This is a genomic window from Streptomyces sp. MMG1121 (assembly GCF_001280015.1).
Taxonomy (GTDB): Bacteria; Actinomycetota; Actinomycetes; order Streptomycetales; family Streptomycetaceae; genus Streptomyces.
Genome location: NZ_LGDV01000001.1, coordinates 255089 through 280605, shown reverse-complemented (window position 1 = coordinate 280605; position 25517 = coordinate 255089). Strand labels below are relative to the sequence as shown.

General features: G+C 71.7%; 27 protein-coding genes and 4 pseudogenes. 9 read left to right on the top strand and 22 right to left on the bottom strand.

Going from position 1 to position 25517, the window contains the following annotated elements:
• Positions 1–47: 47 nt before the first annotated feature.
• On the bottom strand, positions 48–1967 hold the full coding sequence (locus ADK64_RS01285; protein ID WP_053654011.1) for a hypothetical protein: 1920 nt from the start codon (positions 1965–1967) through the stop codon (positions 48–50).
• A gap of 96 nt (positions 1968–2063) precedes the next feature.
• Positions 2064–2337: pseudogene (locus tag ADK64_RS44685) on the bottom strand (tetratricopeptide repeat protein); the annotation flags it as partial.
• A 124-nt stretch (positions 2338–2461) separates the two neighbouring features.
• Between ADK64_RS44685 and ADK64_RS01280 the strand changes: the two are divergent.
• Positions 2462–2863 (top strand): hypothetical protein, encoded by a 402-nt coding sequence (locus tag ADK64_RS01280; RefSeq protein ID WP_199829447.1) that lies wholly within the window; start codon positions 2462–2464, stop codon positions 2861–2863.
• A 92-nt stretch (positions 2864–2955) separates the two neighbouring features.
• On the opposite strand, the gene ADK64_RS01275 is transcribed toward ADK64_RS01280, so the two are convergent.
• The 8 genes and pseudogenes from ADK64_RS01275 to ADK64_RS01240 all read right to left on the bottom strand — a co-directional run.
• On the bottom strand, positions 2956–4512 hold the full coding sequence (locus ADK64_RS01275; RefSeq protein WP_053654007.1) for a DUF1996 domain-containing protein: 1557 nt from the start codon (positions 4510–4512) through the stop codon (positions 2956–2958).
• A 149-nt stretch (positions 4513–4661) separates the two neighbouring features.
• The gene (locus ADK64_RS01270; RefSeq protein WP_053654005.1) at positions 4662–5315 is read right to left on the bottom strand and encodes a LuxR C-terminal-related transcriptional regulator; all 654 of its coding nucleotides are present in this window, start codon (positions 5313–5315) and stop codon (positions 4662–4664) included.
• Positions 5300–6574: a sensor histidine kinase gene (locus ADK64_RS01265; RefSeq protein WP_053654003.1), complete on the bottom strand. Its 1275-nt coding sequence runs from the start codon at positions 6572–6574 to the stop codon at positions 5300–5302. The genes ADK64_RS01270 and ADK64_RS01265 overlap by 16 nt, the downstream gene beginning before the upstream one ends.
• Positions 6575–6605: 31 nt before the next feature.
• A complete protein-coding gene (locus tag ADK64_RS01260) occupies positions 6606–7655 on the bottom strand; it encodes an NAD-dependent epimerase/dehydratase family protein (protein WP_199829446.1) in 1050 nt (349 codons plus the stop codon).
• A gap of 68 nt (positions 7656–7723) precedes the next feature.
• Positions 7724–8290, bottom strand: coding sequence for a winged helix-turn-helix domain-containing protein (locus ADK64_RS01255; RefSeq protein ID WP_053653999.1), 567 nt, complete (start codon positions 8288–8290; stop codon positions 7724–7726).
• A gap of 358 nt (positions 8291–8648) precedes the next feature.
• Complete coding sequence (locus tag ADK64_RS01250) at positions 8649–9062, bottom strand: hypothetical protein (protein ID WP_053653997.1); 414 nt, start codon at positions 9060–9062, stop codon at positions 8649–8651.
• 68 nt (positions 9063–9130) lie between these two features.
• Positions 9131–10162 (bottom strand): glutamine synthetase, encoded by a 1032-nt coding sequence (glnII, locus tag ADK64_RS01245; RefSeq protein ID WP_053653995.1) that lies wholly within the window; start codon positions 10160–10162, stop codon positions 9131–9133.
• A gap of 155 nt (positions 10163–10317) precedes the next feature.
• Positions 10318–10704: pseudogene (locus ADK64_RS01240) on the bottom strand (MarR family transcriptional regulator); the annotation flags it as partial.
• 5 nt (positions 10705–10709) lie between these two features.
• Between ADK64_RS01240 and ADK64_RS01235 the strand changes: the two are divergent.
• Positions 10710–11030 (top strand): annotated as a pseudogene (locus tag ADK64_RS01235) (alpha/beta fold hydrolase); the annotation flags it as partial.
• Positions 11031–11033: 3 nt separating this feature from the next.
• On the opposite strand, the gene ADK64_RS01230 reads toward ADK64_RS01235, so the two are convergent.
• On the bottom strand, positions 11034–11741 hold the full coding sequence (locus ADK64_RS01230) for a hypothetical protein (RefSeq protein WP_053653993.1): 708 nt from the start codon (positions 11739–11741) through the stop codon (positions 11034–11036).
• Positions 11742–11873: 132 nt separating this feature from the next.
• Complete coding sequence (locus ADK64_RS01225) at positions 11874–12242, bottom strand: arsenate reductase family protein (protein WP_053653991.1); 369 nt, start codon at positions 12240–12242, stop codon at positions 11874–11876.
• 164 nt (positions 12243–12406) lie between these two features.
• On the opposite strand from ADK64_RS01225, the gene ADK64_RS01220 reads away from it, so the two are divergent.
• Entirely contained in the window at positions 12407–12721 is a 315-nt protein-coding gene (locus ADK64_RS01220) for a hypothetical protein (RefSeq protein WP_053654385.1), read from the top strand.
• On the opposite strand, the gene ADK64_RS01215 is transcribed toward ADK64_RS01220, so the two are convergent.
• Complete coding sequence (locus ADK64_RS01215; protein ID WP_199829445.1) at positions 12702–13154, bottom strand: hypothetical protein; 453 nt, start codon at positions 13152–13154, stop codon at positions 12702–12704. The genes ADK64_RS01220 and ADK64_RS01215 overlap by 20 nt on opposite strands.
• 173 nt (positions 13155–13327) lie before the next feature.
• Between ADK64_RS01215 and ADK64_RS01210 the strand changes: the two genes are divergently transcribed.
• Positions 13328–13615 carry a hypothetical protein gene (locus ADK64_RS01210; protein WP_053653989.1) on the top strand — a complete coding sequence of 96 codons (288 nt, stop codon included), beginning with the start codon at positions 13328–13330 and terminating at the stop codon, positions 13613–13615.
• Between the two features lie 16 nt (positions 13616–13631).
• Here ADK64_RS01210 and pspAB read toward each other — a convergent pair whose 3' ends face one another.
• The 4 genes from pspAB to ADK64_RS01190 form a co-directional block, all read right to left on the bottom strand.
• Positions 13632–14216: a PspA-associated protein PspAB gene (gene pspAB, locus ADK64_RS01205; protein WP_053653987.1), complete on the bottom strand. Its 585-nt coding sequence runs from the start codon at positions 14214–14216 to the stop codon at positions 13632–13634.
• A 3-nt stretch (positions 14217–14219) separates the two neighbouring features.
• The gene (htpX, locus tag ADK64_RS01200) at positions 14220–15137 is read right to left on the bottom strand and encodes a zinc metalloprotease HtpX (protein WP_078992428.1); all 918 of its coding nucleotides are present in this window, start codon (positions 15135–15137) and stop codon (positions 14220–14222) included.
• 161 nt (positions 15138–15298) lie between these two features.
• On the bottom strand, positions 15299–15550 hold the full coding sequence (locus ADK64_RS01195; protein WP_053653983.1) for a hypothetical protein: 252 nt from the start codon (positions 15548–15550) through the stop codon (positions 15299–15301).
• A gap of 143 nt (positions 15551–15693) precedes the next feature.
• Positions 15694–16284: a cysteine hydrolase family protein gene (locus ADK64_RS01190; RefSeq protein ID WP_053654383.1), complete on the bottom strand. Its 591-nt coding sequence runs from the start codon at positions 16282–16284 to the stop codon at positions 15694–15696.
• A 98-nt stretch (positions 16285–16382) separates the two neighbouring features.
• Between ADK64_RS01190 and ADK64_RS01185 the strand changes: the two genes are divergently transcribed.
• A complete protein-coding gene (locus ADK64_RS01185) occupies positions 16383–17372 on the top strand; it encodes a GlxA family transcriptional regulator (RefSeq protein ID WP_053653981.1) in 990 nt (329 codons plus the stop codon).
• A 166-nt stretch (positions 17373–17538) separates the two neighbouring features.
• On the opposite strand, the gene glnA is transcribed toward ADK64_RS01185, so the two are convergent.
• Positions 17539–18948 carry a type I glutamate--ammonia ligase gene (gene glnA / locus ADK64_RS01180; RefSeq protein WP_053653979.1) on the bottom strand — a complete coding sequence of 470 codons (1410 nt, stop codon included), beginning with the start codon at positions 18946–18948 and terminating at the stop codon, positions 17539–17541.
• Between the two features lie 210 nt (positions 18949–19158).
• Between glnA and ADK64_RS01175 the strand changes: the two genes are divergently transcribed.
• From ADK64_RS01175 to ADK64_RS01170, 3 genes and pseudogenes are all read left to right on the top strand, one after another.
• Positions 19159–19626 carry an RDD family protein gene (locus ADK64_RS01175; RefSeq protein ID WP_053653977.1) on the top strand — a complete coding sequence of 156 codons (468 nt, stop codon included), beginning with the start codon at positions 19159–19161 and terminating at the stop codon, positions 19624–19626.
• A 213-nt stretch (positions 19627–19839) separates the two neighbouring features.
• Positions 19840–19962 (top strand): annotated as a pseudogene (locus tag ADK64_RS48860) (hypothetical protein); the annotation flags it as partial.
• 240 nt (positions 19963–20202) lie between these two features.
• On the top strand, positions 20203–20703 hold the full coding sequence (locus ADK64_RS01170; protein ID WP_078992427.1) for a flavin reductase family protein: 501 nt from the start codon (positions 20203–20205) through the stop codon (positions 20701–20703).
• Between the two features lie 28 nt (positions 20704–20731).
• Here ADK64_RS01170 and ADK64_RS01165 read toward each other — a convergent pair whose 3' ends face one another.
• From ADK64_RS01165 to lipB, 4 genes are all read right to left on the bottom strand, one after another.
• Positions 20732–21421 (bottom strand): DUF4191 domain-containing protein, encoded by a 690-nt coding sequence (locus ADK64_RS01165; RefSeq protein ID WP_053653974.1) that lies wholly within the window; start codon positions 21419–21421, stop codon positions 20732–20734.
• A 60-nt stretch (positions 21422–21481) separates the two neighbouring features.
• Positions 21482–21679 carry a hypothetical protein gene (locus ADK64_RS01160; RefSeq protein ID WP_053653973.1) on the bottom strand — a complete coding sequence of 66 codons (198 nt, stop codon included), beginning with the start codon at positions 21677–21679 and terminating at the stop codon, positions 21482–21484.
• Between the two features lie 234 nt (positions 21680–21913).
• Positions 21914–22879: a lipoyl synthase gene (lipA, locus tag ADK64_RS01155; protein ID WP_053653971.1), complete on the bottom strand. Its 966-nt coding sequence runs from the start codon at positions 22877–22879 to the stop codon at positions 21914–21916.
• A 107-nt stretch (positions 22880–22986) separates the two neighbouring features.
• Positions 22987–23784 carry a lipoyl(octanoyl) transferase LipB gene (gene lipB, locus ADK64_RS01150; RefSeq protein WP_053653969.1) on the bottom strand — a complete coding sequence of 266 codons (798 nt, stop codon included), beginning with the start codon at positions 23782–23784 and terminating at the stop codon, positions 22987–22989.
• Between the two features lie 247 nt (positions 23785–24031).
• On the opposite strand from lipB, the gene ADK64_RS01145 reads away from it, so the two are divergent.
• The gene (locus ADK64_RS01145) at positions 24032–25501 is read left to right on the top strand and encodes a hypothetical protein (protein ID WP_053653967.1); all 1470 of its coding nucleotides are present in this window, start codon (positions 24032–24034) and stop codon (positions 25499–25501) included.
• Positions 25502–25517 lie beyond the last annotated feature (16 nt).

Sequence of the window (25517 nt, the reverse complement as noted above, 5' to 3'; positions counted from 1 at the left end):
TGAGAACCCCTGCGGCCGAGCTTGTTTACGCCCATGTCAATAAAGGGTCACCGCAGTCCGTCGATCGCTCGCCCGTCCTCCAGCGTGCCCTTGAGCGTGGCCTGCGCCCCCTGCTTGGCCCGGGCGACGAGCAGCGGGCCCTGACCGGCCGCCGTGATCCCGCCCCCCGCCTGGATCGCCGCCGTGTCCTTGCTGCCCGCCGCCAGCAGATACCAGTGCCCGGCCGAGGACTTCCACAGCACCCCGGCCAGCACATGCGGATCACGCGGCCCGCAGGCCCGTACGTCCGTGCCCTTGGCGACGACCGCCCCGACGCGCCCGCCCGGCGTGCGGAACTGGGCCAGCGCGGCCGTCCCGTCGCCGCGCCAGGTCTCGGCCCGGGTGCACATCCACTGCGCGGCCCCACTGCCGTCGGGCAGCGGCTGCGCGGCGTAGGCCCAGGCGTTGACGCTCCGGACGCCCGCCGCGCGCTCGGCCGACAGGGAGCAGGCGAACGGCGCCCAGGTGCGCAGCCCGGCGGCACCGGACGCCGCACCGGCGGAGCCGGGTCGGCCGGCGGTCAGCCGGGCCGGGACCAACTCGCCCAGATCGGTCGCGAGTTCGGTGCCGGAGGCGTCGGTCAGCTGCAGCACGGTCCACGAGGTGCAGCTGCCGGTCTGGAGCGCGGGGCTGGTCAGCGGGGCGGTGACACCGGCGGTGAGGGGCAGGGGGGTCGTGGCCCCGTCCGGCTTCATCAGGTCCCGCGCCGCCGCCGTCTTCACCCAGGGCGCCGTCAGGTACTGGACGTTGCCGTCGGAGCGGCCCAGCACCAGCGCGCTCGCCTCCGCGCCGGTCGCGCCGTCGACGCGGGCGAAGTCGAGGGCCGCGCCCTGGGTGCCGTTCACCGGCTCGGCGTAGCGGGCGATGCGCAGACCGTCGTAGAGGAGCACGACGCGGGCATTGTCGACCTGGCCCGCGTACAGCAGCTGGGGCGGGCCGGCCGGGCCGCCGGTCTGGGTGCCGGGGGTCGCCGAGACGCGGACCGTGTCGCCGGGGCGGGCCCAGACGGCGAGGGCGCGGCGCAGCAGGTCCTGGTCGCCGGTGAGCGGCCCGCGCGCGGGCCACACGGAGAAGTCGGTGCGCGTGGCGGTCTGCCAGGCGGTGGGGGAGACCCGGGTGAGGTGGGCCGGGTCGAGGGCGGCCTGGGCGGCCGGGTTCTCGGCGTAGGCGGGCGCGGCGGCGCCGTCCGGGCCCCAGCCGTCGCCCGGCATGACGACCAGCGCCCCGCACACCGCGAGTGCGGCGACGGCCGCGAGCGCGGCCTTGGTGTGCTGGCGGCGGCGCATCAGATCGGTGGGCCGGGCCTGGAGCGAGCACGGGTCGAACTCGGGGGAGGAGAGCAGTGCGGGCTGGATGGGCACGCTGTTCGCGGCGGCCAGCGCGCCGCCCGGGTCGTCGGCCCCGGCGCAGTCGAGGATCCTGCGGATGTCGGCGTCGGGCAGCTTCTCCAGGCCGCGCAGTACATAGGCGGCGCGGGCCGGGCCGGACAGGGCGGACAGCCGCTGGTCCAGGGCGAGTTCGTCGGCACCGCCCGAGCGCGGGAACAGCCTCAGGCCCCAGACCTGGGGCAGCAGCGGCGGCAGCTGGGAGAGCCGGGGCAGGACCCCCCGCGGCCGGCCCGCCTCCAGGGCCGTGTGCAGGACGCGCTCGCGCAGGAACGCGTAGCCGGGGTCGCCCTCGCGGCCCGGGGGCTGGGCCGGGATCACGGCCGGCTGCTTGCGGCCCCGGGGCAGGGCGCGCTGGACGAGGGAGTGTGCGGTCAGCACCCGGCGGTTGCGGCCGAGGCTCGGCGGCAGCACCAGATAGGCGATCCGGACCAGCCGTGGGTAGTGCTCGACGAGCGCGGCCTCGGCCTGCTCGAAGTCGACCGGGCCGGGCTCCCCGGCGGAGGTGGCTGCGTGACGCTGGGCTACATCCTGTGACTGCACGTCGTGGAGAACGAGCGAGCGGTGGTTTGGTCACCGCCGGATGGGTGACGCGGCCCGTTGTTCCGGCCCGCCGTCAGCCCGTCGTCAGCGCGGCCGTCAGTCCTCGGGATCGACCGGCAGGCGCGCGCAGGTGGCCATCGACCGCTGGCAGTACGGCAGATGGGGGCCGGTGCGCCGAGGACGGGCAAGAGGCCCTCGCGGTCCCGGCCGAGGCCGGACAGGCGCAGCGCGGGAGTGGCCCGTACCCCGTCGTCCAACTCGCCCCAAAGGGCGTCCGGTTCGGGTGTGCGGAGCTTGACGCCCTCCTCCGCCCCCGGCCGGTGTTCCGCAGGAAGGGCGACAGCCGGATCCTGGCCCGGCGGCCCTGGTACTCGTTCGCCGGGGCACTTCCGCGCATCCGTGCGCGGCCGGTCACCGGAATTGAGCGTACGGCGGCCCGGGTCCGTATCCGAAGGGGCCGAGGCATGCTTGGGCCATCAGGACCGGAGGAACAGATGAGGGTGACACGACTGCTGCTGGGCGGCGCGGCCGTACTGGCGTTGGCGGGCTGCGGCGCGGGCGGGCAGACCAAGGCGGTCCCGCCCGCCGCGACCGGCAGCCTGGAGAGCCTCGCCGCCGAGGTGAAGTGCAGGCCGGACATGCAGACCGACGCCGACGAGATCCGCCAGGCCATCTGCACGAACACCGACGGCAAGTTCATCCTCGCCACCTTCGCCACCGACCGCGGCCAGCGCGAGTGGATCAACGACGCGAAGGACTACGGCGGTTACTACCTCGTCGGCCGCAAGTGGGTCGCCGTCGGCGACGACGGCGTCGTCAAGGCGCTGCGCGGCACGCTCGGCGGGGACGTGGAGCTGGGCACGAACCATGCCGCTCATTCCGCGCACGGCGGCTGAGGCGGCCGCGCGCACACGAAGGCCGGTGACGGGAGGGGGTTCCGTCACCGGCCTCGTTCGTGGGCCCTGTGGCCGTGGGCCCGGTCAGGCGCTCACTGGCAGTTCTGACCCCGGTTGATGCAGTTCGCGATCTTGTTGGCCAGGCCGCCGGTCGTGACGCTGATGAAGTCGTCGTGGTCGGTGATCGGCTTGTGCAGTTCCTCCGGGAAGCCGTCGACCGCGTAGGCGTTCTTCACCGTCCCGTCCGCCTGGACGACGGGCTGCGGCACGTTGTAGACCAGGCGCATCGTCAGCTGCGGGATCGCCTTGAAGCCGTTCGGGCAGACACCGCTCGCCGGATCGGCGAAGGCCACGTGCGTACGGTGGTTGGCACTGTCGATGTTCACGCCGTCCCAGCAGCTCTGGAAGGCGAACAAGCGCACCACGTTGCTGCCCTGCGGGCAGATCGGGTACTTGTCGGTCAGCTGCACCTTGTTCTCGAAGCCGGTGCAGCTCCAGTGCGCGTTGGCGTTGGCCGGGCCGTTGACGAAGGCCTTGGCGTCACCGGTGATGATCCGCAGGAACTGCGGCATCGCGGCGACCTTGCTCGCCGGGCTGCCGACGTACTTGATCTGCGCCTGCTGGGCGACCAGGATCTTGCCGACGTTGAGGTCCTTGCCGCCGCCGTCGGCGCCTGCGTCCTTCTCCTGGGTGCCGTCCTGTTCGCGGATGACCGGCCAGTAGTACGCCGACAGGTCGTTCCTGTTCTGGCAGCTGGTGCCGCCCTGCAGGAACGTCTGGTTGCTGGAGAACGCGTTGACCTTCTGGTTGCCGACGTAGTCGTGCACGTGGTGGGCACCGTTGGTCACACCGGGCGCGACGATCACGTTGTCGCTGTTGTGGTTCTGGTTCGCGTTCACACCGCAGCGCGTGGTGAACGTGCCGGTCGAGGCGTTCTGCAGCTGGCGCGGCCTGCCCTGGACGTTCGGGGCGACCTTCGTGATGTCCACGAAGTCCGCCGCGGCCGGGCCGTCACCGCCCTGGCCGCCGTTGCTGCCCTGCTGCTGACCGCCCTGCTGCTGGCCGCCGTTGTTCTGCTGGCCGCCCTGCTGCTGACCCCCGTTGTTCTGCTGACCGCCGTTGTTCTGCTGGCCGTTGCCGCCCTGCTGCCAGCCGCCGGCGGTGGTCTGGTTGGCGGCCTGGGTCGTACAGGCGGCGAGCTGGGACAGCGAGCTGTTGAACCGCCCGCCGACGCGCTGGATGTCGATGCGGATCCGGTCGATCGTCGCGGCCCGCTTGTTCTTCAGGGGGCCGACGATCGCGTTCTGCACGAAGCTCGGGTCGTTCGTCTGCGCCTGCCGGGTGGAGGCGAGCCGGTTGTAGGCCTCGGTGATCTGCTTGTCGAGGTTGGCCAGCTCCGTCGCCACGCCCTGGCGGGCCCGGTACGGAACGTTCGTCAGCTTCTGGCCGACGTCCGGGCAGGAGATCGTCGCCACCTGCGCCGTCGCGGCCTTCGTCTGGTTGCCTCCCCACGTCTGGTTGTTCGACTCGTGCGCCGAGGCGTAGAAGTTCGCCCAGATCAGCCCGCCCCCACCGAGCGCTAGGGCCGCCGATGCGGCTATGGCCTTGGTGGCCAGCGGCGTACGGCGTTTTCGTGTGTTGCGTCCCATGGAACTCCTCTGACTTCCTTGCGGGGCAGCAGCGAGGCGCCCGACAGGAGTGAAGCGGCGCCCATGGATACGGACGCCGCCTCAGAGGTGTTCACCGGTCTCACAAATTCCTCGTGGAAACAGGGGAGTTGGCAGGTCACCGGCTTCTGTCAGCGGTCCTGGTCGAGGTGGGCGAGCACCGCCAGTACGCGCCGGTTGTCATCGTCCGACACCTCCAGTCCCAGTTTGGCGAAGATGTTGGAGGTGTGTTTGGCGATGGCCCGTTCCGTCACCACGAGCTGGGCCGCGATGCCCGCGTTCGACCGGCCCTGCGCCATCAGCTCCAGCACCTCCCGCTCACGCGGGGTGAGACGGCCGAGCGGCCGGTCCTCGGCGGCCCGCCGGGCCAGCAACTGCTGGATCACCTGCGGGTCCATCGCCGTCCCCCCGGCCGCGACCCGTCGTACGGCGTCGATGAACTGCTCCGCGTCGAACACCCGGTCCTTCAGCAGATAGCCGATCCCGCCGGTGCCGTCGGCCAGCAGCTCGCGCGCGTACAGCTGCTCCACGTGCTGGGACAGGACCAGCACCGGCAGCCCGGGCCGCTCCCGGCGGGCGGCGAGCGCGCACTGCAGCCCCTCGTCGGTGTGCGTGGGCGGCAGCCGTACGTCGACCACGGCGATGTCGGGCTCCAACTCGGCGAGCGCCCGGGTGAGTTCGGGGCCGGTCTCGACGGCGGCCGCGATCTCGAAGCCGAAGGCCTGAAGCATCCGGACCAGCCCGTCGCGCAGCAGGAAGAGGTCTTCGGCTAGGACAACGCGCACGGGAGCTCCATGGTCACCATGGTGGGGCCGCCGGCGGGACTGCTGACGGCCAGGACGCCGTCGAATGTACCGAGCCGGCGCTCGACCCCGGCCAGCCCCGACCCGGCGCCGAGCGCCGCGCCGCCCCGGCCGTTGTCGGTGACCGTGATCCGCAGCCTGCCCTCCGTGTGGTGCAGGTCGGCCCAGATCCGGTCGGCGCCGGAGTGCTTGACGGCGTTGGTGAGCACCTCGCTGACCGCGAAGTAGGCGGCCGACTCGACGGGGGCGTCCGCGCGGCCGGACAGCTCCACGGTCACCTCCGTGGGCAGGGGCAGCCGCAGCGCCAGCGCCCGTACGGCGTCGCCGAGTCCGCGTTCGGCGAGGACCGGCGGGTGGATGCCGCGCACCAGGTCGCGCAGCTCCTCCAGGGTCTCGGCGGAGTTCCGGCGGGCCTGGGCGAGCAGCCTCTTCGCCTGTGCGGGATCGTGTTCCACCAGCATCTCGATGGTGCCGAGGTCCATGCCCATGGCGACGAGCCGGGCCTGGGCGCCGTCGTGCAGGTCGCGCTCGATACGGCGCAGCTCGGCGGCGGAGGTGTCCACGGCGTCCCGCCGGGTCTCGGTCAACACCCGGACCCGCTCGGTGAGTTCGCTGTCGCCGCCGAGCGCGGCCCGGGCGATCCGGAAGTGCAGGACGAGCATACGGCGGGAGTGGCGCTGGGCCACCGGCAGAAGCGCGGCACCGAGCGCGGCCGCACCGAAGGCGGTCGCCTGGCCGGAGACCGGGACGAAGGCGTACCAGTAGGTGCCGCCGGAGTCCGGCACGTACGCCCGCCACAGCCCGGCCGCCAGCAGGAACCCCTCGACGGGGTAGAACAGCAGCAGGGCCGGGAGCAGCGCGGTGACGAAGCCCGCCGTGATGTCCACCGGCAGCCACAGCACATCGCGCCGGACCTGCGGGTCGCCCAGCAGGTGGAAGGTGAGCGTCCACCGCTTGGCGTCCGGCGGCGGGGGCCGGTACGCCGCCGGGATCCGCACTCCGCACCACTCGGCCGCGAGCCGCCTGCGCACGTCCGCCAGGGCCCGCACCCCGGTCAGCAGCACCGGGGTCGTGAAGAGCCCGACGCCGAGCGGGACGAGGGCGAGGGAGACGAGGGTCAGCACGAGGAACGCGACGCCGAAGGGCAGCACGGCCACGGCCAGCGTCAGGCCTTGTACGGCGGCCAGCAGGACCTCGCGCGCACGGGGCCGCAGGGTGCCGCGCTTCGTGTCGGTGTTCATGCCGCAAGTCTCGCCGACGGCCCCCGGCGCGTCAGTCGTCCGAAGGCCCCTGTCCTGAGGTGGTGCCAGGTACACCGTCGGCCCCGGCCAGCACCTTCGCCTCGGCCTCGGGGGCGAGCCCGACGGGGGGCCGGTCCGGGCGCCGCGGTGCCTCGCCGCCGATGCCGGTGAGCCAGCGCCAGGTGTCGGCGACGGTCTCCCGGACCGGCCGGCAGCGCAGGCCGGTGGCCAGCGCCCGGGACACGTCACCGCGGTGCGCCGCGGCGTGCAGGTCCGTGTCCGGCGGCGTCCACACCGGCAGTTCGGTCCACGGCGCGATCCCGGCGCCGAGGATCACCTCCGGATCGGTCCAGCGCAGCTCCGCGTCCGCGCCGGTGACCCGGACGCACTCCCGGAGCAGCTCGCCCATGGTGGCGTGCCCGGACGGGCCGACCAGGTCGTACGGCCCGCTCAGCCGCTGTTCGAGCGCGCCGAGCAGCCAGTCGGCGAGGTCGCGCGCGTCGATGTACTGAAGCGGCAGATCGCTGGGTCCCGGAGCCAGGACCGGGCCGCCGCGGGCGATCCGGGTCAGCCACCAGGGCAGCCGGCCGACGTTCTCGTACGGGCCGAGGATCAGCCCGGCCCGCACCAGCAGCGAGCCGTCCGCGCCGAAGGACTCGACGGCGGCCAGTTCGCCGCCCCGCTTGTCCGCCGCGTAGTCCGTCGGCTCCGCGTCGGCGGCGCCCTCGACGACGGCCCCGGCCTCGGCGGGCCCGCCGGCGCTGGGCCAGGGCCAGACGTACACGGACCGGCTGGAGACGTACGCGTACCGGCCGGCCCGCCCCCGCAGCAGCCGTGCCGTGTCCTGGACCGCGCGTGGCCCGGCCGACCAGGTGTCGATCACGGCGTCCCAGGTGCCCGGGTCCGAGGCGAGGGCGGTGAGGCCGTCGGGAGCGGTGCGGTCGCCGTGCAGCGACCGCACCCCGGCGGGTGGTTGGTGCCGTCCCCGGTTGAAGACGGTCACCTCCCATCCGCGCGCCAGCGCCGACTCCACGACGGACCGCCCCACGAACTCCGTACCGCCCAGCACAAGAAGTCTCATGCCGGTGATCGTGCCCGCTGGGGGCGGGCGCCGGTAGCGGACTCTGCCCAGAGCAGAGCGGGGGAGGGTCAGTGGGTGGTCGGCGGGGTGTACTTGTAGCCGACCCGGCGCACCGTCTGGATCGTCTGCCGGTACCGGTCGCCCAGCTTGCGGCGCAGCCGGGCGATGTGCACGTCGACGGTACGGCCGTCGCCGACATGGCCGTAGCCCCACACCGTGGTGACCAGCTGGTCGCGGGTGTGTACCCGGTGCGGATGCGCCACCAGGTGCGCGAGCAGCTCGAACTCCAGGTAGGTCAGGTCGAGTTCACGGCCGTCGACGCTGGCGGTGCGCTGCACGGGGTCGATCCGCATCAGCGGCTCGGCACCGGTGCCGTCGGGGGACTTCGGCTCGTCCGGCGCCACGGCCGCCAGGAACGGGGGCCGCTGGTCGGCCGGGACCAGCACCAGATAGCCGACCATCGGCGGCCGGCCGGGCAGGGTGGGCAGGGTGTGCTGCGGCGCGGGCAGCCAGGTGGCGCCGGGCGGCAGGAAGTCCGCGACGTCGATCGCCTCGTCCCGGTCTACGGCGCGCAGCCGGTGCCGGGCGGGTGCGGTGAGCGTGGAGGCGGAGGAGAGGGAACGGGTGGTCGCCATGAGAGGTCAGCTCTTTCGCGCGAGAAAGTTCGTCGGGCAGGACGACGGCCGCGATTCGTGGTCGGGCACGCCGGAGGGACGTACGGCGTTTCGCGCTGGCCGGAGGCCGGGGATTACGGCTCTAGAAGGCCCGCGCGTCGGTCGCGCGACAACACACCCGGTCGAAGTCGTGATGCTGACGAGAAGGCCAGAAGGGCTCGAGGTCATGGCGACCCGTCGCGGTGTACTTCTGGAAGCTGGCCATGCGCCCATTGAAGCAGACACCGCCGCCGGACAGGACCCTCCTCTCACTGCTTGGACGCTTCCTTGGCGGGAAGTTGACGGCTCGTGCCTCCCGCTCCCGTGGATTCGCCCCTGATCAGCGGCTTCTGGCCTGCCGTGCTGTCCGGAATGTCGTCTCGCCATCCGGACGAGGAGTGTTCAGTGGAGCACTGTCGCCGCGGCCGGCAGCTCGCGTAGGCGGCAGCGCCTCGGCCACCGCCCGCTGCGCGGCGGCGCGTTCGGCGGGCTGTCCCGCGGCGTCCGCGATGCCGCCGAGCAGCCGGGGCGACTCCCGCCGGTGGCCGGGCCCGTCGAGGGCGAGCCGGGCCAGGTGGGGTACGGCGGGGGCCGACGCGGGGTAGACGTCCGCCTGGTGGCACAGCGCGGAGCTCAGCTCGTCCAGGGCCTGTCCGCGTACGTCCGCGTCCTCGGACTCCGTCGCCCGCGGCGGGCCGGGGGCGACGTCGGCCGGCCCGTACGCCGGTGAGAGCCCGCCCCGGTCGATCTCCACGACAGCGCACGACATGCCCGAGGGGCGCCCGCCATGACGGCGGGCGCCCCTCGGGCGAGCGGGACGGATCAGACCTGGCCGGCCTTCTCCAGGGCGGAGCAGCAGGTGTCCACCAGCAGGCGGGTCACCACGTACGGGTCGACGTTGGCGTTCGGGCGGCGGTCCTCGATGTAGCCCTTGCCGTCCTTCTCGACCTGCCACGGGATGCGGACCGAGGCGCCGCGGTCGGAGACGCCGTAGGTGTACTTGTCCCACGGGGCGGTCTCGTGCAGACCGGTGAGGCGCTCGTCGATGCCGGCGCCGTAGTTCTTGACGTGGTCCAGCGGCTTGGAGCCCTCGCCGAGCGACTCGCACGCGGTGATGATCGCGTCGTAGCCCTCGCGCATGGCCTTGGTGGAGAAGTTGGTGTGCGCGCCCGCGCCGTTCCAGTCGCCCTTGACCGGCTTCGGGTCGAGGGTCGCGGAGACACCGAAGTCCTCGGCGGTGCGGTAGAGCAGCCAGCGGGCGATCCACAGGTGGTCCGAGACCTCCAGCGGGGAGACCGGGCCGACCTGGAACTCCCACTGTCCGGGCATGACCTCGGCGTTGATGCCGGAGATGGCGAGGCCGGCCTTCAGGCAGTTGTCCAGGTGGGCCTCGACGACGTCGCGGCCGAAGATCTCGTCGGCGCCGACACCGCAGTAGTAGCCGCCCTGCGGGGCCGGGAAGCCGTTCTCGGGGAAGCCGAGCGGACGGGAGCCGTCGAAGAAGGTGTACTCCTGCTCGATGCCGAAGATCGACTCCTGTGCGGCGAACCGCTCGGCGACCTCGGCCAGCGCGGCGCGGGTGTTGGACCGGTGCGGGGTCATGTCGATGTCGAGGACCTCGCACAGCACCAGGATGTCGTCGCCGCCGCGGATCGGGTCCGGGCAGGTGAAGACCGGCCTGAGCACGCGGTCCGAGGCGTGGCCCTCGGCCTGGTTGGTGGAGGAGCCGTCGAAGCCCCAGATCGGCAGCGCGTCGAGACCGGCCGGAGCACCCGTGATGATCTTCGTCTTGGAACGGAGCTTCGCCGTCGGAGCGGTGCCGTCGATCCAGATGTACTCGGCCTTGAACGTCACGGGGCACTTCCTTCGGGGGTGGTTCGGGCGCAGTCGGTGCGGGTGCCGCGGCCTCGGTGCGCCGCGTCGATCTCCCCGGCAGCCTGACAACAGGCGATTTCCCGTCCGTTGCTCTTATGTGAACCCCGTGTTACCTGATGTTTCTGTGGCGCGTCTCACGTGGTGGTGCCCCCGCCGGCCGCGGCGGCCTCGTGGGCGCCGTGCAGGAAGCCCCGGATCGCGGCCAGTTCCCGCTCGTCGTATGCGCACAGCAGCTCCACCGGGCGCTCGATGAGCGGCCCGAAGAAGGCCCGGCCCGGTTCGACCGCCCGTTCCTCGACCTCGATCACGACCCGGCGCCGGTCCCGCTCCGCACGCACCCGCCGCACGTGCCCCGCCCGTTCGAGCCGGTCGACGAGCGCTGTCGGGCCGGCCGAGCTGAGCCCGAGCACGGCCCCGAGCCGCCCCGCGGTCATCTCCGCACCGGCCCGCCGGGCGTCCATGAGCGCGATCAGGGCGCGCACGTCCGTGGGGTGCATGTCGTTGTGGTGCGCGAACCGGGCGCCGCCTGCGGTGGCAGACCGGGGGAGCGGTCCCGGATCCGGACTGGCTCGCCCTCCAGGAGGCGGCCGCGGGCTTCCCGGCGCTCAGGCCGGTGACCGGCCCGCGCCCGGCGCCGGACGCGCTGCGGGAGCTGGACGTACGGGTCCTGCTGCTCGTGGCGGCGAACAGCAGGACCCATCACCCGGGTCAGGTGGCGGCGCGGGCGGCGGCGGTGCTGCCACGCGTGGAGGCGGAGGTCCTGCCGGACGTGTCGCACCACGCGCTGCCGCAGGCCGCACCCCCCGCCCTGGCCGGCCGCCTCACCGGATTCCTGTCCGGTGCCTGAGCCTCACCCCACCTTCTCGATCACCGCGTGGCGGATGAGGAACTTGCCGGGTTCCCGGACCTGTTCGAAGGCCGCGTTGTTGAGCAGGACACAGCTGCCCGAGACCGAGGTGACCTTCACCGTCGTGGACTTGTTGTTGTCCAGGTTGGTGACCTTCAGGGTCGTACCCGCGGGGAACTGGTTGCTGGACGCGGCCGGGGCGCCTGCCTCGCCGGAGAGGGTGACGGTGGACCCGTTGCACACCTGCTGGCCGGAGCCCGCGGCGGCACTCTGCGAGGGCTGCGCGCTCTGCTGTCCGGTGCTGCCCTGTTGCCCAGTACTGCCCTGTTGCCCGGTGCTGTCCTGCGGTCCGCCGTTGCTGCCGCCCTGCGCCGCCTGGGAGCCCTGAGCCGACTCCCCAACCGTGCAACCGGCCGCCTTCTGCTGGACCTTGATCTGTGCGATGACCGCCTGCCGGTTGGCGATCCGGGCCGCCGACTGGGAATCCGGAGCGGCCTGCTGCCCGGCGATGAACCGTTCGTTGTTGCCGAGGGCGGTGGCGAGCCCCTGGCAGACGGTCGAGTCCCCGGTGGACAGGGTCTTCGCGTTCTGTGCGGGCTGGGCGGCGTTGGACGTGCTCGCCAGCGCGAAGGCCCCGCCGCCCGCCACCGCCGCGGCGCTGACGAGCAGTGCGATCTTCTTCTTCGTACCGAGAGTTCTCCTGCGCGACATGCGCGCCTCCTGAAGAGGTAGGGGAGCGTACGCCGCTATGTACGAGATACCGAACGTGGTTGCTCAGCGGTCGCAGGAGATGCTGAAGTAACGTATGTCACAGGGGAGTTGAGTCGATCCAGGAAGTGACGCTCAGCTCCTGCCGTGGGACAGGGCCTCCCGTACGGCCTCCTCGGTGCGGGCCACCAGGGCCGTTCCGTCGTCGGCGGTGATGATCGGGCGCTGGATGAGCCTGGGGTGCTCGGCGAGCGCGGTGATCCACCGCTCGCGCGTGCTCGCGTCCTTCGCCCACTCCTTGAGCCCCAGCTCCTTGGCGTCGGCCTCCTGGGTGCGGGTGATGTCCCACGGTTCGAGCTCCAGCCGCTCCAGTACGGCCCTGATCTCCTCCGCGCTCGGCACGTCCTCCAGATAGCGGCGGACGGTGTACTCGGCCCCTTCGGCGTCGAGCAGGCTGAGGGCGCTGCGGCACTTGGAGCAGGCCGGATTGATCCAGATTTCCATGCGGGACACGGTACGCGAAACCCGTACTGCACCCGTGTCACGGCAGCCCCGAAAGCCCTGGTGGCCAGGGGCTTTTGTCAGTGGTGGGTCGTAGAATAGAAGCAGTGTTCGAGGGTGTCGCCGGGCTGTCCGGCCGGCACCCTGACCGCGACAGGAGGATGCCCGTGCCCGCTGCCGCCCTGAAGCCGAAGCCGCTCCCGACCCAGTCCACCGCCCAGCATCCCGTTCTCTTCGACTCGCCCTACGAGCCCGTGACGAAGCGCCCGCTGCCGGCCGGGCGCCCGCGCGAGTGGTACGTCAGTCACAACCGCCGGCTGAAGGCCATGCGCCTCGCCATAGCCCTCCTCGACTCGGGCCTCTATCTGCCGGCCCAGGCCCACGACGACACGATCCGCGCCACGGCTCGGGACATCGGCATGCGGCCGCCGTCCGACATGACCTGCCACATGGTCCGGGCGTTCATGCGTGACAGCCGCTGAGACCGGCCGGACGCCGGGTGCCCCGCGCTGCGGCGGGGCACCCGGCGCCCCTCACGCCGAGGTGACCTTCGCCGGCTCCGGCCACATCGGCCAGTACACGCGCCGCGAACGCCTGCCGGTCCTCGATGTGGTCCCGGAACCGGAGGCCCAACCGGTGCTCCGCGCCCGGGACTTCGAAGCGGGGGAACCGGGCCCGTGCCGACAGCGCGTCCTGCACGGCCTCGGTCACGGCCGGCGGAATGGCCGCGTCGGTGCCCGGCACGGCCGGCACCGCGCGGCCCTCGTACGCCCGCAACGCCTCCAGCGCGGCGGAATCCCGCCGGCTGTCCGGCGTGCGGATGATCCCGCTGAACCGCCCCCCGCCGTCCCCGAACGGCACTTCCCAGGCCTCGGGAGCGCAGACGGCGGGCGCGCGCAGGCCGACGGCCGCCACCCGGCCACCGTGCAACCGTCGGTGTAAGTCCGTTCATCGAGTCATTCGCTCACGGCAGGCGTGCGGCGGGCGGAAAACGGGGTGCGGGCGTGGTGGCACGCTCCCTACGCTGAACAAACGGCACGAAGCCGACACACTCCACCCCCGCCACCCTCACCCCACGGAGGTCCGTCATGCGTGGCATCGTCGCGTCCGGGACCGTCGTCCTGGTGATCCTCGGAATCGGAAACCATCTCTGGTGGCTCGCCGCCGTCGCACTGCTCTACCTGTACGCGACGCACGGGCGTGGCTCCCCCGGCACGTCGCCGACCAGCACCGGCGCGGGCACCCCGGCCTCGCCGCCACCCGAGAACTACCGCGCCTACCGCGAGCGCAGGGACCGGCAGGCCAAGTGGGAGCGGCGCTACCGCCGTGAGCGTCCCTACGAGACCCGTCGGCAGGAGCGCGAGAAGAGCAGGTGAGCGACGGCGTCCCCGGTCACAGGCCGGGGGCGCCCCACACCGGGAACCAGCGGCTCAGATCCTGCTCGATCCGCAGATCGTTCGCGAGCGTCGCCTTCACCTGGAGCTCCAGCGCGCTGTCCCGCCGCTCGGCGGCCCCGGGCAGGGGAGCGAAGGGGTAGAAGGTGCCTCGTTTGTAGAGGTAGACCAGGGCCAGCTTGCGGCCCGCGTCGTCCGTGAAGGCGGCCAGCGAGCACAGCAGCTGCGGGCCGAAGCCGTTGACCTCCATCGCGCTGTTCACCGCGTGCAGATCGTTGACCAGCTGCACCAGCTGGTCGGGGGACCGCTCGGAGACCAGCCACGAGTAGCCGTAGTCGTCCCGCCGCAGCTCCACCGGCGGCCCCGTCCGGTCGGTGTCCGCGTCCAGCAGCGCCTGCACCTCCCGATGGGTCTGCTCGAACGCCGCGCCCTCCACCGTGGCGAAGCACACCGCCCCGCTCCCGGTGGGTGTGAAACCGGCCGCGGCCTGAAGGGTCACGGCCGCCGAAGGCAGCGCGAAGAGCTGGTCGAGATCGGGCGCGACCGGTTTCGTACGGCCCAGCAGGATGTCCAGCAGCCCCAATGCTCAGCCCGCCTTCCCCGGTGTGGCTGCCTCGCCCAGCTCCGCCGAGATCCGGCCCAGCTGCTCCAGCCGCTGCTCCAGGGTCGGGTGGGTGGAGAAGAACCGCTCCAGGCCCGGCTCCTTTCCCTCCGCCGGAGTGAAGAAGAAGGCGTTGAAGGCCTGGGCCGTGCGCAGGTCCTTGGTCGGGATCCGGGCGATGTCCCCGGAGACCTTGGTGAGCGCCGAGGCGAGGGCCGACGGGCGGCCGGTCAGATGCGCGGCCGCGCGGTCCGCCGCCAGCTCCCGGTACCGGGACAGTGCCCGGATCAGCAGGAAGCTGATCGCGTACACCGCCACCGAGACAGCCAGTACGGCGGCCATGACGGCGGCCGTGTTCTGGTCCCTGCGGCCCCCGAAGACCTGCGAGTAGAAGGCGAAGCGGACGATCAGGCCCGCCAGCACCCCGAGGAAGGACGCGATCGTGATCACGGCGACGTCCTTGTGCGCCACGTGCGACAGCTCGTGCGCCAGCACGCCCTCCAGCTCGGCGGGCTCCAGCCGCCGCAGCAGCCCGGTCGTCACACAGACCACCGCGTGGTCGGGGTTACGCCCGGTCGCGAACGCGTTCGGCATGTCCAGCTCCGACACGGCCACGACCGGCTTGGGCATGTCCGCGATCGCGCACAGCCGGTCCACCACCGCGTGCAGCTCGGGATACTCCTCGCGCTCCACGACCCGCCCGCGCATCGCGAACATGGCGATCTTGTCGGAGAACCAGAACTGGGCCACGAACATCGCGCCGACCACGACGACGACGAGCACCCAGGACTTCAGCAGCACGATCAACGCCGCAACGAATCCCACGTACAACAGCCCGAGCAGGAACATCGTGAGTCCCATGCGCACGCTCAGCCGTCGATCGCTCCGGAACCGGCTCTGCATCTTGCATCACCCCGCAGTCAGGCACTCGTCCCGCTGTCCAGTGTGCACCAGCCGAATCCCATGAAGTGGTCCCGAACGACCCTAGGGGCAGCAAAAGCTACCTGTGAGCGCTGCCCCTGGCACGAAGAGTGAAGCCGCCGCGCGGAGTGGAACCGGCCGGGCTACGAGGAGTGGAACTGAATGAACCCGATCAGTGCCATCACCGCGACCACGGATCCGATCACCATGGCCCACGACGCCCACGACGCCCGGCGCGGCGCCGGGTCCGGGTCGCCGCGGAAGGGCGCCGGGTCCGGCGGGCTCTCCTTCCAGCGGGCGGCGAGCATCCGGGCCCGGGCCGAGGGCTCCTTGTGTTCGGCGGACTCCGCCCACCGGTGATCGAACTCCCGCTCCCAGTCGTCCTGTTCCGTCATCCCCGTTCAACCTCTCTCGTCCGGCAGGGTCAGGGAGGATGATCCCCCGACAATAGGAAGTCCGGAAAGCGGAAAAGGTTGCACGCCCCCGGACACCCGCCGGTGCCCGGCCGGGCACCGGCGGGTGTCCGGCCGGGCGGCGGTCAGGAGAGCGACGCGGCGGACGGCACGACGACGCCGTACAGGTCCGTGATCGTCGCGAGCGCGCCGTGGTGGAGGTGTTCGGCGGAGACCCCGGCGACGGCGGACTCGAGCGGCCGGGTCGCGCAGGCGTCGGCGACGACCGTGGGCCGGTTGCCGCGCAGGAAGGCGCCCTGGGCGGTGAAGACGACGCACATGTGGGTCATGAAGCCCGCGATGATCACGTCCTTGTGCCCGGCGGCATCCACGTGGTCGGCCAGATCGGTGTCCAGGAACGCGTTCGGCACCTGCTTGACGACCACCGGCTCGCCCTCGACCGGGGCGACCTTCGGGTGGATCGCGCCGATCTCGGCACGGATGTCGTACGGCGTGCCTTCGCCGCCGTCGTTGACGACGTGCACGATCTTCGCGCCCGCGCTCCGGGCCCGCGCCAGCAGATCGGCCCCGGCATCGAGGGCGGCCTCCCAGCCCGCCAGTTCCATGACGCCCTGGGTGTAGGTGTTCTGGTAGTCGATGAGGATCAGCGTCGCACCGGCGAGCGAGGCCGGGGTCTGATCGAAGCCGTTGAGTTCACGCAGAGTGGTCGTAGCCATGACCACAACGCTATGAGCGACCCGGCATGGCGGCAATGTCGTGTAACTTGCAGATCCGGACATCGGCGAGGGGGGCGGTGAGGGGTGTGGCGAGGGACATGGAACACAGGGAACGGCTCGTCGTCGTCCTCCTCTTCGACGGCGTCGATCTGCTCGACGTCACCGGCCCGCCCGAGGTGTTCGCGCTGCTGCGCCGGGAGACGGACGACGCGGCCGGCTGCCGGGTCGTCCTGGCCGCCGAGACCCTGGACCCCGTCACCACCTCCGCCGGGGTGCGTGTGCTGCCCGACGTCACCTTCGAGGACGCCGCCCGGCGCGGCATCGACACCCTGCTGGTGCCCGGCGCGGTCGAGGTCGACGACGAGCGCCGGGTGCGGGCGCTCACCGACGAGGGCGTGGTCCGGTGGGTACGCGCGCTCGCCGGCCGCTCCCGGCGCGTCGCCTCCGTCTGCGTGGGCGCGCACCTGCTCGCCGCCGCGGGGCTGCTCGACGGCAAGCGCGCCACGACCCACTGGTCGACCGCGCGGCAACTGGCCGCCGAGCATCCGGCCGTGCGGGTCGACGCCGACCCGATCTTCCTGCGCGACGGAAAGGTGTGGACCGGCGCGGGCATCACCGCCTGCCTCGATCTGTCCCTCGCGCTGGTCGCCGAGGACTTCGGCGAGGCCGTCGCGCTGCGCGTGGCCCGGCAACTGGTGATGTACCTGAAGCGGCCGGGCGGCCAGAGCCAGTTCAGCGTCCCGATCGAGCCCGTCTCGACCACCCGCCGCATGGACGATCTGCGCCACTACGTCGCCCAGCACGTCACCACCCGCCTCACGGTCGCCGACCTCGCCGCCCAGGCCCACGTCAGCGAGCGCCAGCTGACCCGGCTGTTCAAGACGGAACTCGACATGACCCCGGCCGCCTACATCGAGTCCGCCCGCGTCGAGGCGGCCCGCAACCGCCTGGAGTCCACGGACGACACCCTCGACCGCGTGGCGTCGTCCTGCGGCTTCCACACGACCGACACCCTGATCCGCGCCTTCCGCCGCCGCCTGGACACCACCCCGACGGAATATCGCAGCCGCTTCCGGCACCGGGGCTAGCAGCGGGCCGACAGGAGCTCCGCTGACCGTGACCGTCCGCCGCCGGCCCCCGGACATGGGGAAACCCCCCGGTCCTCTCCTTTTCACGAAGAGAGCCGAGGGGTTTCCCCATGTCGTGGAACACGCGCCGGGCCGCAAGAGGCGGGCCGTGCGGCCGGCGGGTCTGTCACACGTCGAAGTAGAGCTCGAACTCGTGCGGGTGCGGACGCAGCTGCAGCGGCGCGATCTCGTTGGTGCGCTTGAAGTCGATCCAGGTCTCGATCAGGTCCGGCGTGAACACGTCGCCCTGGAGGAGGAACTCGTGGTCGGCCTCGAGCGAGTCGAGGACGGCCGGCAGCGAGGTCGGGACCTGGGCGACGTTCGCGTGCTCCTCGGGAGCCAGCTCGTACAGGTCCTTGTCGATCGGCTCGGCCGGCTCGATCTTGTTCTTGATGCCGTCCAGACCCGCGAGGAGCAGGGCCGAGAAGGCGAGGTACGGGTTGCCGGAGGAGTCGGGCGCGCGGAACTCGACGCGCTTGGCCTTCGGGTTGGAGCCGGTGATCGGGATGCGCATGGCCGCGGAGCGGTTGCGCTGCGAGTACACCAGGTTGATCGGCGCCTCGAAGCCCGGCACCAGACGGTGGTACGAGTTCACCGTCGGGTTGGTGAAGGCCAGCAGCGACGGGGCGTGCTTGAGGATGCCGCCGATGTAGTAGCGGGCCATGTCCGACAGGCCCGCGTAGCCGGCCTCGTCGTAGAACAGCGGGTCGCCGTTGCTCCACAGCGACTGGTGCACGTGCATGCCCGAGCCGTTGTCGCCGAAGATCGGCTTCGGCATGAAGGTCGCGGTCTTGCCGTTGCGCCAGGCCACGTTCTTCACGATGTACTTGAAGAGCTGGAGGTCGTCGGCGGCGGCGAGCAGCGTGTTGAACTTGTAGTTGATCTCGGCCTGGCCGGCGGTGCCCACCTCGTGGTGCTGACGCTCGACCTTCAGGCCGTTCTTCTCCAGCTCCAGGGAGATCTCGGCACGCAGGTCGGCGAAGTGGTCGACCGGCGGGACCGGGAAGTAGCCGCCCTTGTAGCGGACCTTGTAGCCGCGGTTGTCCTCGAGGGCGCCGGTGTTCCAGGCACCCGCTTCGGAGTCGATGTGGTAGAAGGACTCGTTCGCGGTGGTCGCGAAGCGGACGGAGTCGAAGACGTAGAACTCGGCCTCGGGACCGAAGTACGCGGTGTCCGCGATACCGGTCGACGCGAGGTAGGCCTCGGCCTTCTTGGCCACGTTGCGCGGGTCACGGGAGTACTGCTCGCCCGTGATCGGGTCGTGGATGAAGAAGTTGATGTTCAGCGTCTTGTCGCGGCGGAACGGGTCGACCCGAGCCGTGGACAGGTCGGCGCGCAGCGCCATGTCGGACTCGTGGATGGCCTGGAAACCACGGATCGACGATCCGTCGAAGGCCAGCTCCTCGTCGGGGTCGAACGCCTCGACGGGCACCGTGAAGTGCTGCATGACGCCCGGCAGGTCGCAGAACCGGACGTCGACGAACTTGACGTCCTCGTCCGCGATGAACTTCTTGGCCTCGTCGGCGTTCTGGAACATCCAGCTCCTCCTACTCCCGACCGTCCTCGCCGGGGTGGTAGATCGTTCGTGCGGCCAGTGCGGTGGCACACGCTGGTCTCGACCCTAGGGACGGGTGATTTCTCGGGCGTGACCCGTTTGTTTCGCAGAAGTTAACCGGCCACGGGTCCACCGTAGCCCCGACACACCCCTCGGCGTAGGGCCGTGGACCGGGCGCAGTACCGTTTACGGGTGGACAACAGGCGTGTCATCGGATCATGGCTCTCCGGGCCCCGCGAGGCCATGGAAGACGCCGGTGCCGACTTCGGTTACCGGGGTGAACAGCTCGGCCTGCCCGAGGACGGGCCGAACTCGATCGCACGGCCCGGCCGGCGCCTCGGCGCGCTCGCCGTGGACTGGGCGCTGTGCGTCTTGATCGCATACGGCCTGATCACCCACGGCTACAGCCAGGCGACCAGCAACTGGTCCCTCGGCGTCTTCTTCGTCCTGAGCGCCCTGACCGTCGGCACGGTCGGCTTCACCCCGGGCAAGCGCCTGTTCGGCATCCGGGTCGTGGCGCTGGAGACCGGCGTGGTCAGCCCGGTACGCGCGCTGGTGCGCACGATCCTGCTGTGCCTCGCCATCCCCGCGCTGGTCTGGGACCGCGACGGCCGCGGCCTGCACGACCGGCTCGCGAAGACCGTCGAAGTACGCATCTGAGCCACACGCACGCGAAGCACGCATCTGGGCCACACGCAAGCGAAGTACGCATCCGAGCCACACACCTGACGCGCCCGACCCCCGTCTGACCCACCCGGGCCCGGCTCCACCCGGCGTCGGGGCGTCCCTGAGTCCGCCGCTGCCCCACGCCCGGGCCCGGCCCGCACCCCGCGCCCCTCGCCCGGGCCCGCCGCGGTCGGCACGCGTCCAGTCCTGCCGCAGGCGCCACGCGCCCGGTCGAGCTGCTGCAAACGTCTCTTCCGTGCCACGGGGACCTCGGGGCACTTCGCGTCCGACCCCGTCCAGTGGTCGCGGCGGGACATCGACACGGTGGCGTCGCACGTGGCCCCGTCCCTCGAGACCTGCGGCGCGGCGCCCACGGCGCCCGGGCGCTCGGCGCCGAGAACGCCGTACCGGCACACTGACCGCCCCGGCGCCTGCCCGGGCCCTCTCTGGTTGCCCGGTGCCCGCGGCGGCGGCATAGTCGGTCCTGATCGGTACGGTGACGGGCCGCACACGCACGGTCGCCGTGCCGGGCCCAGCCGGGCCGGACTTCGCGGGACAGGTGGTGCGCGTATGACCGATGGCCAGGATGTGATGACGGCGGGGGTGACCCCCGAGGAGTTCCGCGACGCCATGGCGCGCTATCCGTCGGGTGTGGTGGTGGTGACCGCGCAGTGCGAGGACGGCACCCCGCGCGGCTTCACGGCCAGTTCCTTCTGCTCGGTCTCGCTGGAACCGCCGCTGGTCCTGGTGTGCCTGGCGGACGCGGCCGACTCGGCGGTCGTCTTCGCGCGCTGCGACCACTTCGCGGTCAGCGTGCTGGCCCCGGAGCACCAGCATCTGGCGCTGCGGTTCGCCACCAAGGGCGCGGACAAGTTCTCCGACGGCCTGCTGCAGCCGAACTCGGCGGGGCTGCCGACGGTGTGGCAGGCGCCGGTGCAGCTGGACTGTGCCGCATACGCGCGTTACCCGGCCGGGGATCACACGATCCTGATCGGCCGGGTAACGGGGGTGCGGCTGGGCGAGGGGTCGCCGATGGTCTACTGCGAGCGGGAGTTCCGGGCGCTGCCCTGACGGGGCCGCCCGCAGGGGACCACGAGCCTCAGCGGCCCTTCGGCATGCGCATGCCCTTGGGCATGGGCCCCTTCGGCAGCGGCATGTTGCTCATGAGGTCGCCCATGGCACGCAGCCGGTCGTTGGTGGTCGTCACCTGGGGGCCGGTCAGCACGCGCGGGAACTTGAGCATGGTCGTGCGCAGCTTCTTCAGCTCGACCTGTCCCTCACCGGTGCCCACGATGACGTCGTGCACCGGGACGTCCGCCACCACGCGGTTCATCTTCTTCTTCTCGGCGGCCAGCAGGCTCTTCACCCGGTTCGGGTTGCCCTCGGCGACCAGCACGATGCCGGCCTTGCCGACCGCGCGGTGCACCACGTCCTGGCTGCGGTTCATCGCCACCGCCGGAGTGGTCGTCCAGCCCCGGCCGATGTTGTCCAGCACGGCGGCCGCGGCACCCGGCTGGCCCTCCATCTGGCCGAAGGCGGCGCGCTCGGCGCGGCGGCCGAACACGATCGCCGCTGCCAGCACACCGATCAGCAGGCCGAAGATGCCCAGATAGACCGGATGACCGATCAAGAAACCGATCGCGAGGAAGACAACGAGAGTGCCGATGCCGACGGCCGCGAGTACAAGACCGATCTTCTTGTCGGCCTTGCGGGTCATCTTGTACGTGAGGGCGATCTGCTTCAGTCGCCCTGCGTTCGCGGCGTCCGCCGCGGTTTCCTTCCTCGCCATGGCACGAAGTCTACGTGTCCGCGGGAGTGCCGACGACGGCAGTGTCCGCGGCGGCGGGCCTCAGGAGCGGCCCGCGGCCTGCTCCAGGACGCGCTGCGCCTCGACCCGGTCCTTGGCACGGCGGCGGTCCTCCAGCACGGAGGTCCAGGCGTTGCGGCGGGCGGTGCGCTGGCCGCCGCTCATGAGCAGGGACTCGACGGCGCGCAGGGCGTCGGTGAAGGACGGGATGGCGGTGGCGCGTACGGGCGCGGCCTGCATGTTCGAGGTCCCCCCTCGGGGCGGCGGGTGGTGTACGGGGCGTGATACCAGAGTCACTGTTTGGTGTTACCAGGGCGTGACCGACCGGTCAAACGCCAATGAAACCTTGATGCGGAGCGCCCGAACGATGACGCGGCCCTGACGAACGCCCTCATCAGCGAGGACGGTCAGGACCGCGTCGGCTCGGCCATTACTGGCCGGTAATTGCTTGTGCGTGAATTCACACGCGCGTGGTCACACCGCCTGTGTGGCGATGTACGTACCGCGCTTCTCGATCGCCATCCGGTACAGGCGCCCGGCCCGGTACGAGGACCGCACCAGCGGGCCGGACATCACACCGGAGAAGCCGATCTGCTCGGCCTCCTCCTTCAGCTCCACGAACTCCTGCGGCTTGACCCAGCGCTCGACCGGGTGGTGCCGGACGGAGGGGCGCAGGTACTGGGTGATGGTCACCAGCTCGCAACCCGCGTCGTGCAGCTGCCGGAGCGCCTCGCCGACCTCCTCGCGGGTCTCGCCCATGCCGAGGATCAGGTTCGACTTGGTGACCAGGCCGAAGTCGCGGGCCTCGGTGATGACCTTCAGCGAGCGCTCGTAGCGGAAGCCGGGGCGGATGCGCTTGAAGATCCGCGGAACCGTCTCGACGTTGTGCGCGAAGACCTCGGGGCGCGACTCGAAGACCTCGGCCAGCTGCTCGGGAACCGCGTTGAAGTCGGGGGCCAGCAGCTCGACCTTCGTACGGCCGTCCTCGCGCTCCGCCGTCTGCCGGTGGATCTGGCGCACGGTCTCGGCGTACAGCCAGGCGCCGCCGTCCTCCAGGTCGTCGCGGGCGACGCCGGTGATGGTGGCGTAGTTCAGGTCCATCGTGACCACGGACTCGCCGACGCGGCGCGGCTCGTCCCGGTCCAGCGCCTCGGGCTTGCCGGTGTCGATCTGGCAGAAGTCGCAGCGCCGGGTGCACTGGTCACCGCCGATGAGGAAGGTCGCCTCGCGGTCCTCCCAGCACTCGTAGATGTTCGGGCAGCCGGCTTCCTGGCAGACCGTGTGCAGGCCCTCGCTCTTCACGAGGTTCTGCATCTTCGTGTACTCGGGACCCATTTTCGCCCGGGTCTTGATCCACTCGGGCTTGCGCTCGATGGGGGTCTGGCTGTTGCGGACCTCCAGGCGCAGCATCTTGCGTCCGTCGGGTGCGACTGCGGACACGACCGGCTCCCTAAAGCTTTGATTCCTCGGCGTACATCAGGGTACGCCCGTGCAGATTGCGCCCTGCCGCTGAGGCCAACCTCGCGGATGCAGGGCGCATTCCCGATTCAGACGGAGGTCTTCTCGATCACCCGGGGCTTGAGGTCCGCGTTCTCCAGGACGTCCTTCAGGTGCTTCTCGGCGATGGGCAGCACCTCGTCGATGGTGACCTCGCGGCCGAGTTCGTACGAGAGGGAGGTGACGCCCGCGTCGCGGATGCCACACGGGATGATCTTGTCGAAGCTCGATGTGTCCGGGTTCACGTTCAGCGCGAAGCCGTGCATCGTGACGCCCTTGGCGACGCGGATGCCCATGGCGCAGATCTTGCGGTCCTCGCGGCGCTGGCCCGCGTTCGAGGGGGCGTACTCGGGGCCGTTGAGCCGGGGGTCGAACTCGGGGTCGTTCGCGCGCGGGTCGAAGTCCAGCGTGAGTCCGCCGAACGCCGGACGCCGCTCGACGGGGTCGCCGAGGACCCAGACGCCGGCGCGGCCCTCGACGCGCGAGGTCTCGACGCCGAACTCGGCGCACACCCGGATCATCGCCTCCTCGAGGCGGCGCAGATGCGCGACCACGTCCACCGGGCGCGGCAGCTTCTGGATCGGGTAGCCCACCAGCTGGCCCGGGCCGTGCCAGGTGATCTTGCCGCCGCGGTCCACGTCGACGACCGGGGTGCCGTCCAGCGGACGCTCGCTGTCCTCGGTACGGCGGCCGGCCGTGTACACCGGGGGGTGCTCCAGGAGGAGTACGGAGTCCGGGACCTCGTCGGCGAACCGGGCCGCGTGCACCCGGCGCTGCTCGTCCCACGCCTCCTGGTACTCGACGGCATCCGCACCGAACCCCATGCGGACGAACCGCAGTCCACTCACGGCAAGCGCCTCCCTCAGCGACCGAGCAATCGGTGTGTCAGGCACGTACCGCGCCCACGCCACTGTACGTCCGACCGGTGTACGTCAGCCCTGCGGGCGTTCCTCACACGATCGGATGAATGCGCATCGAAAGGTGCAATCGCCTGCTCACTCTCCGCTACATTCGCGCCGTTCGTGAGGCCATAAGGGCTGCTCAAAGGCAATCCGGGCACTTCAGAGGCCCGGAAGGCAGGAGACCGCACCGCAGATGACGGACCGACCCGCGCAGCGCACCCCCAACCGCCAGCTCGCCGCGCTCATCGCAGAAGCGGGGTTCTCCAACGCAGGTCTGGCTCGTCGCGTCGACCAGCTCGGCCTCGAGCACGGACTGGACCTCAGATACGACAAGACCTCCGTCACCCGCTGGCTGCGCGGGCAGCAGCCCAGGGGCACGACCCCCGCCCTGATCGCCGAGGTGTTCACACGCCGTCTCGGGCGCCGGCTCACGGCCCAGGATCTCGGCCTGGACGCCTGCGCGCCGGTCTACGCCGGGCTGGAGTTCGCGGCCACCCCGGAGGAGGCCGTCGACATCGTCAGCGGGCTGTGGCGCAAGGACTCCGGCAGCCACGCCGAGCTGCGCAAGATCGCCTTCACCCCGGCGGGGCTGGTCGTGCCCAGCCGGGACTGGCTGATCGGCAAGCCCGACGACAAGGTGGCCCGGGAGCCGGCACCCCGGGTGCCCGCGCAGGTCCGGCCCGTCGCGGCCAGGGCCGAGGGCCGGCCGGCGGTGCCCCTGCCGCCCCGGACGCGCGGGAACGCCGAGCGCGCCCCCGGGCACAAGGTCACCGGCGGTGACATCGCCGCGCTCCGCTCGGTGGGCGAGCTGTTCCGCACCCTCGACGACCGGTTCGGCGGCGGCCACGCCCGCCAGGCGCTCGTGCGCTACCTGGAGCACGAGTGCGAGCCGATGCTCCGCGGCACCTACGACGAGCAGACCGGCCGCCGGCTGTTCGGCGCCGCCGCCGACCTGACCCGGCTGGCCGGCTGGACGTCGTACGACATCGCCGCGCACGGACTCGCCCAGCGCTACTTCGTGCAGGCCCTGCGGCTCGCCCAGGCGGCCGGGGACCGGCCCTACGGCTCCTACGTCCTGGTCACCATGAGCCGCCAGGCCGTCTATCTCGGGCACGGCAGGGAGGCCGTGCAGCTGGCCCGAGTGGCCCAGCAGGGGGTCGGCACCGGTGCCCCGCCGGTCGTGCAGGCGCTGCTGCACGCCTCCGAGGCCCGGGCGCACGGCGTGCTGGGCGAGGTGCGGGCGTGCACCGCGGCGCTGGTCCGGGCCGAGCGCGCCCTGGAGGCGGCCCGGCCCGGGGACGACGTGCCGTACTGGGCCAAGTTCTTCGACGAGGCACAGCTCGCCGACGAGTTCGGGCACTGCCACCGGGATCTGCAGCAGTTCCGGGCCGCCGCCCAGCACGCCGAACGCTCCCTCCAGCTGCGCGCCCCCTCCTTCGCCCGCAGCCGCCTCTTCTGCCGGGTCGTCCTCGCCACGGCCCGCCTCGGCCTCGGCGAGCTCGATCAGGCCTGCGCCCTCGCCGCGGAGGCCGCCGGCCAGGCGGCGGAGATGCGCAGCGCCCGCGCGATCGAGTACGTGAAGGACTTCGAGCGCCGACTGGAGCCGTACCGGGACGCGGCACCGGTGAGGGGGTACCGGGAGAAGGTGGCAGCGCTGGGGTAGTTCACCCTCCGCCGCC

Bases quoted from the DNA above. Each gene is read 5' to 3' on its own strand.
- ADK64_RS01280 (WP_199829447.1), top strand. From the start codon at position 2,462: ATGAGGGTGACACGACTGCTGCTGGGCGGCGCGGCCGTACTGGCGTTG.
- ADK64_RS01275 (WP_053654007.1), bottom strand. From the start codon at position 4,512: ATGGGACGCAACACACGAAAACGCCGTACGCCGCTGGCCACCAAGGCC.
- ADK64_RS01265 (WP_053654003.1), bottom strand. From the start codon at position 6,574: ATGAACACCGACACGAAGCGCGGCACCCTGCGGCCCCGTGCGCGCGAG.
- ADK64_RS01260 (WP_199829446.1), bottom strand. From the start codon at position 7,655: ATGAGACTTCTTGTGCTGGGCGGTACGGAGTTCGTGGGGCGGTCCGTC.
- ADK64_RS01255 (WP_053653999.1), bottom strand. From the start codon at position 8,290: ATGGCGACCACCCGTTCCCTCTCCTCCGCCTCCACGCTCACCGCACCC.
- ADK64_RS01230 (WP_053653993.1), bottom strand. From the start codon at position 11,741: ATGTCGCGCAGGAGAACTCTCGGTACGAAGAAGAAGATCGCACTGCTC.
- ADK64_RS01225 (WP_053653991.1), bottom strand. From the start codon at position 12,242: ATGGAAATCTGGATCAATCCGGCCTGCTCCAAGTGCCGCAGCGCCCTC.
- ADK64_RS01210 (WP_053653989.1), top strand. From the start codon at position 13,328: ATGCGTGGCATCGTCGCGTCCGGGACCGTCGTCCTGGTGATCCTCGGA.
- htpX (WP_078992428.1), bottom strand. From the start codon at position 15,137: ATGCAGAGCCGGTTCCGGAGCGATCGACGGCTGAGCGTGCGCATGGGA.
- ADK64_RS01195 (WP_053653983.1), bottom strand. From the start codon at position 15,550: ATGACGGAACAGGACGACTGGGAGCGGGAGTTCGATCACCGGTGGGCG.
- ADK64_RS01190 (WP_053654383.1), bottom strand. From the start codon at position 16,284: ATGGCTACGACCACTCTGCGTGAACTCAACGGCTTCGATCAGACCCCG.
- ADK64_RS01185 (WP_053653981.1), top strand. From the start codon at position 16,383: ATGGAACACAGGGAACGGCTCGTCGTCGTCCTCCTCTTCGACGGCGTC.
- glnA (WP_053653979.1), bottom strand. From the start codon at position 18,948: ATGTTCCAGAACGCCGACGAGGCCAAGAAGTTCATCGCGGACGAGGAC.
- ADK64_RS01170 (WP_078992427.1), top strand. From the start codon at position 20,203: ATGACCGATGGCCAGGATGTGATGACGGCGGGGGTGACCCCCGAGGAG.
- ADK64_RS01165 (WP_053653974.1), bottom strand. From the start codon at position 21,421: ATGGCGAGGAAGGAAACCGCGGCGGACGCCGCGAACGCAGGGCGACTG.
- ADK64_RS01160 (WP_053653973.1), bottom strand. From the start codon at position 21,679: ATGCAGGCCGCGCCCGTACGCGCCACCGCCATCCCGTCCTTCACCGAC.
- ADK64_RS01145 (WP_053653967.1), top strand. From the start codon at position 24,032: ATGACGGACCGACCCGCGCAGCGCACCCCCAACCGCCAGCTCGCCGCG.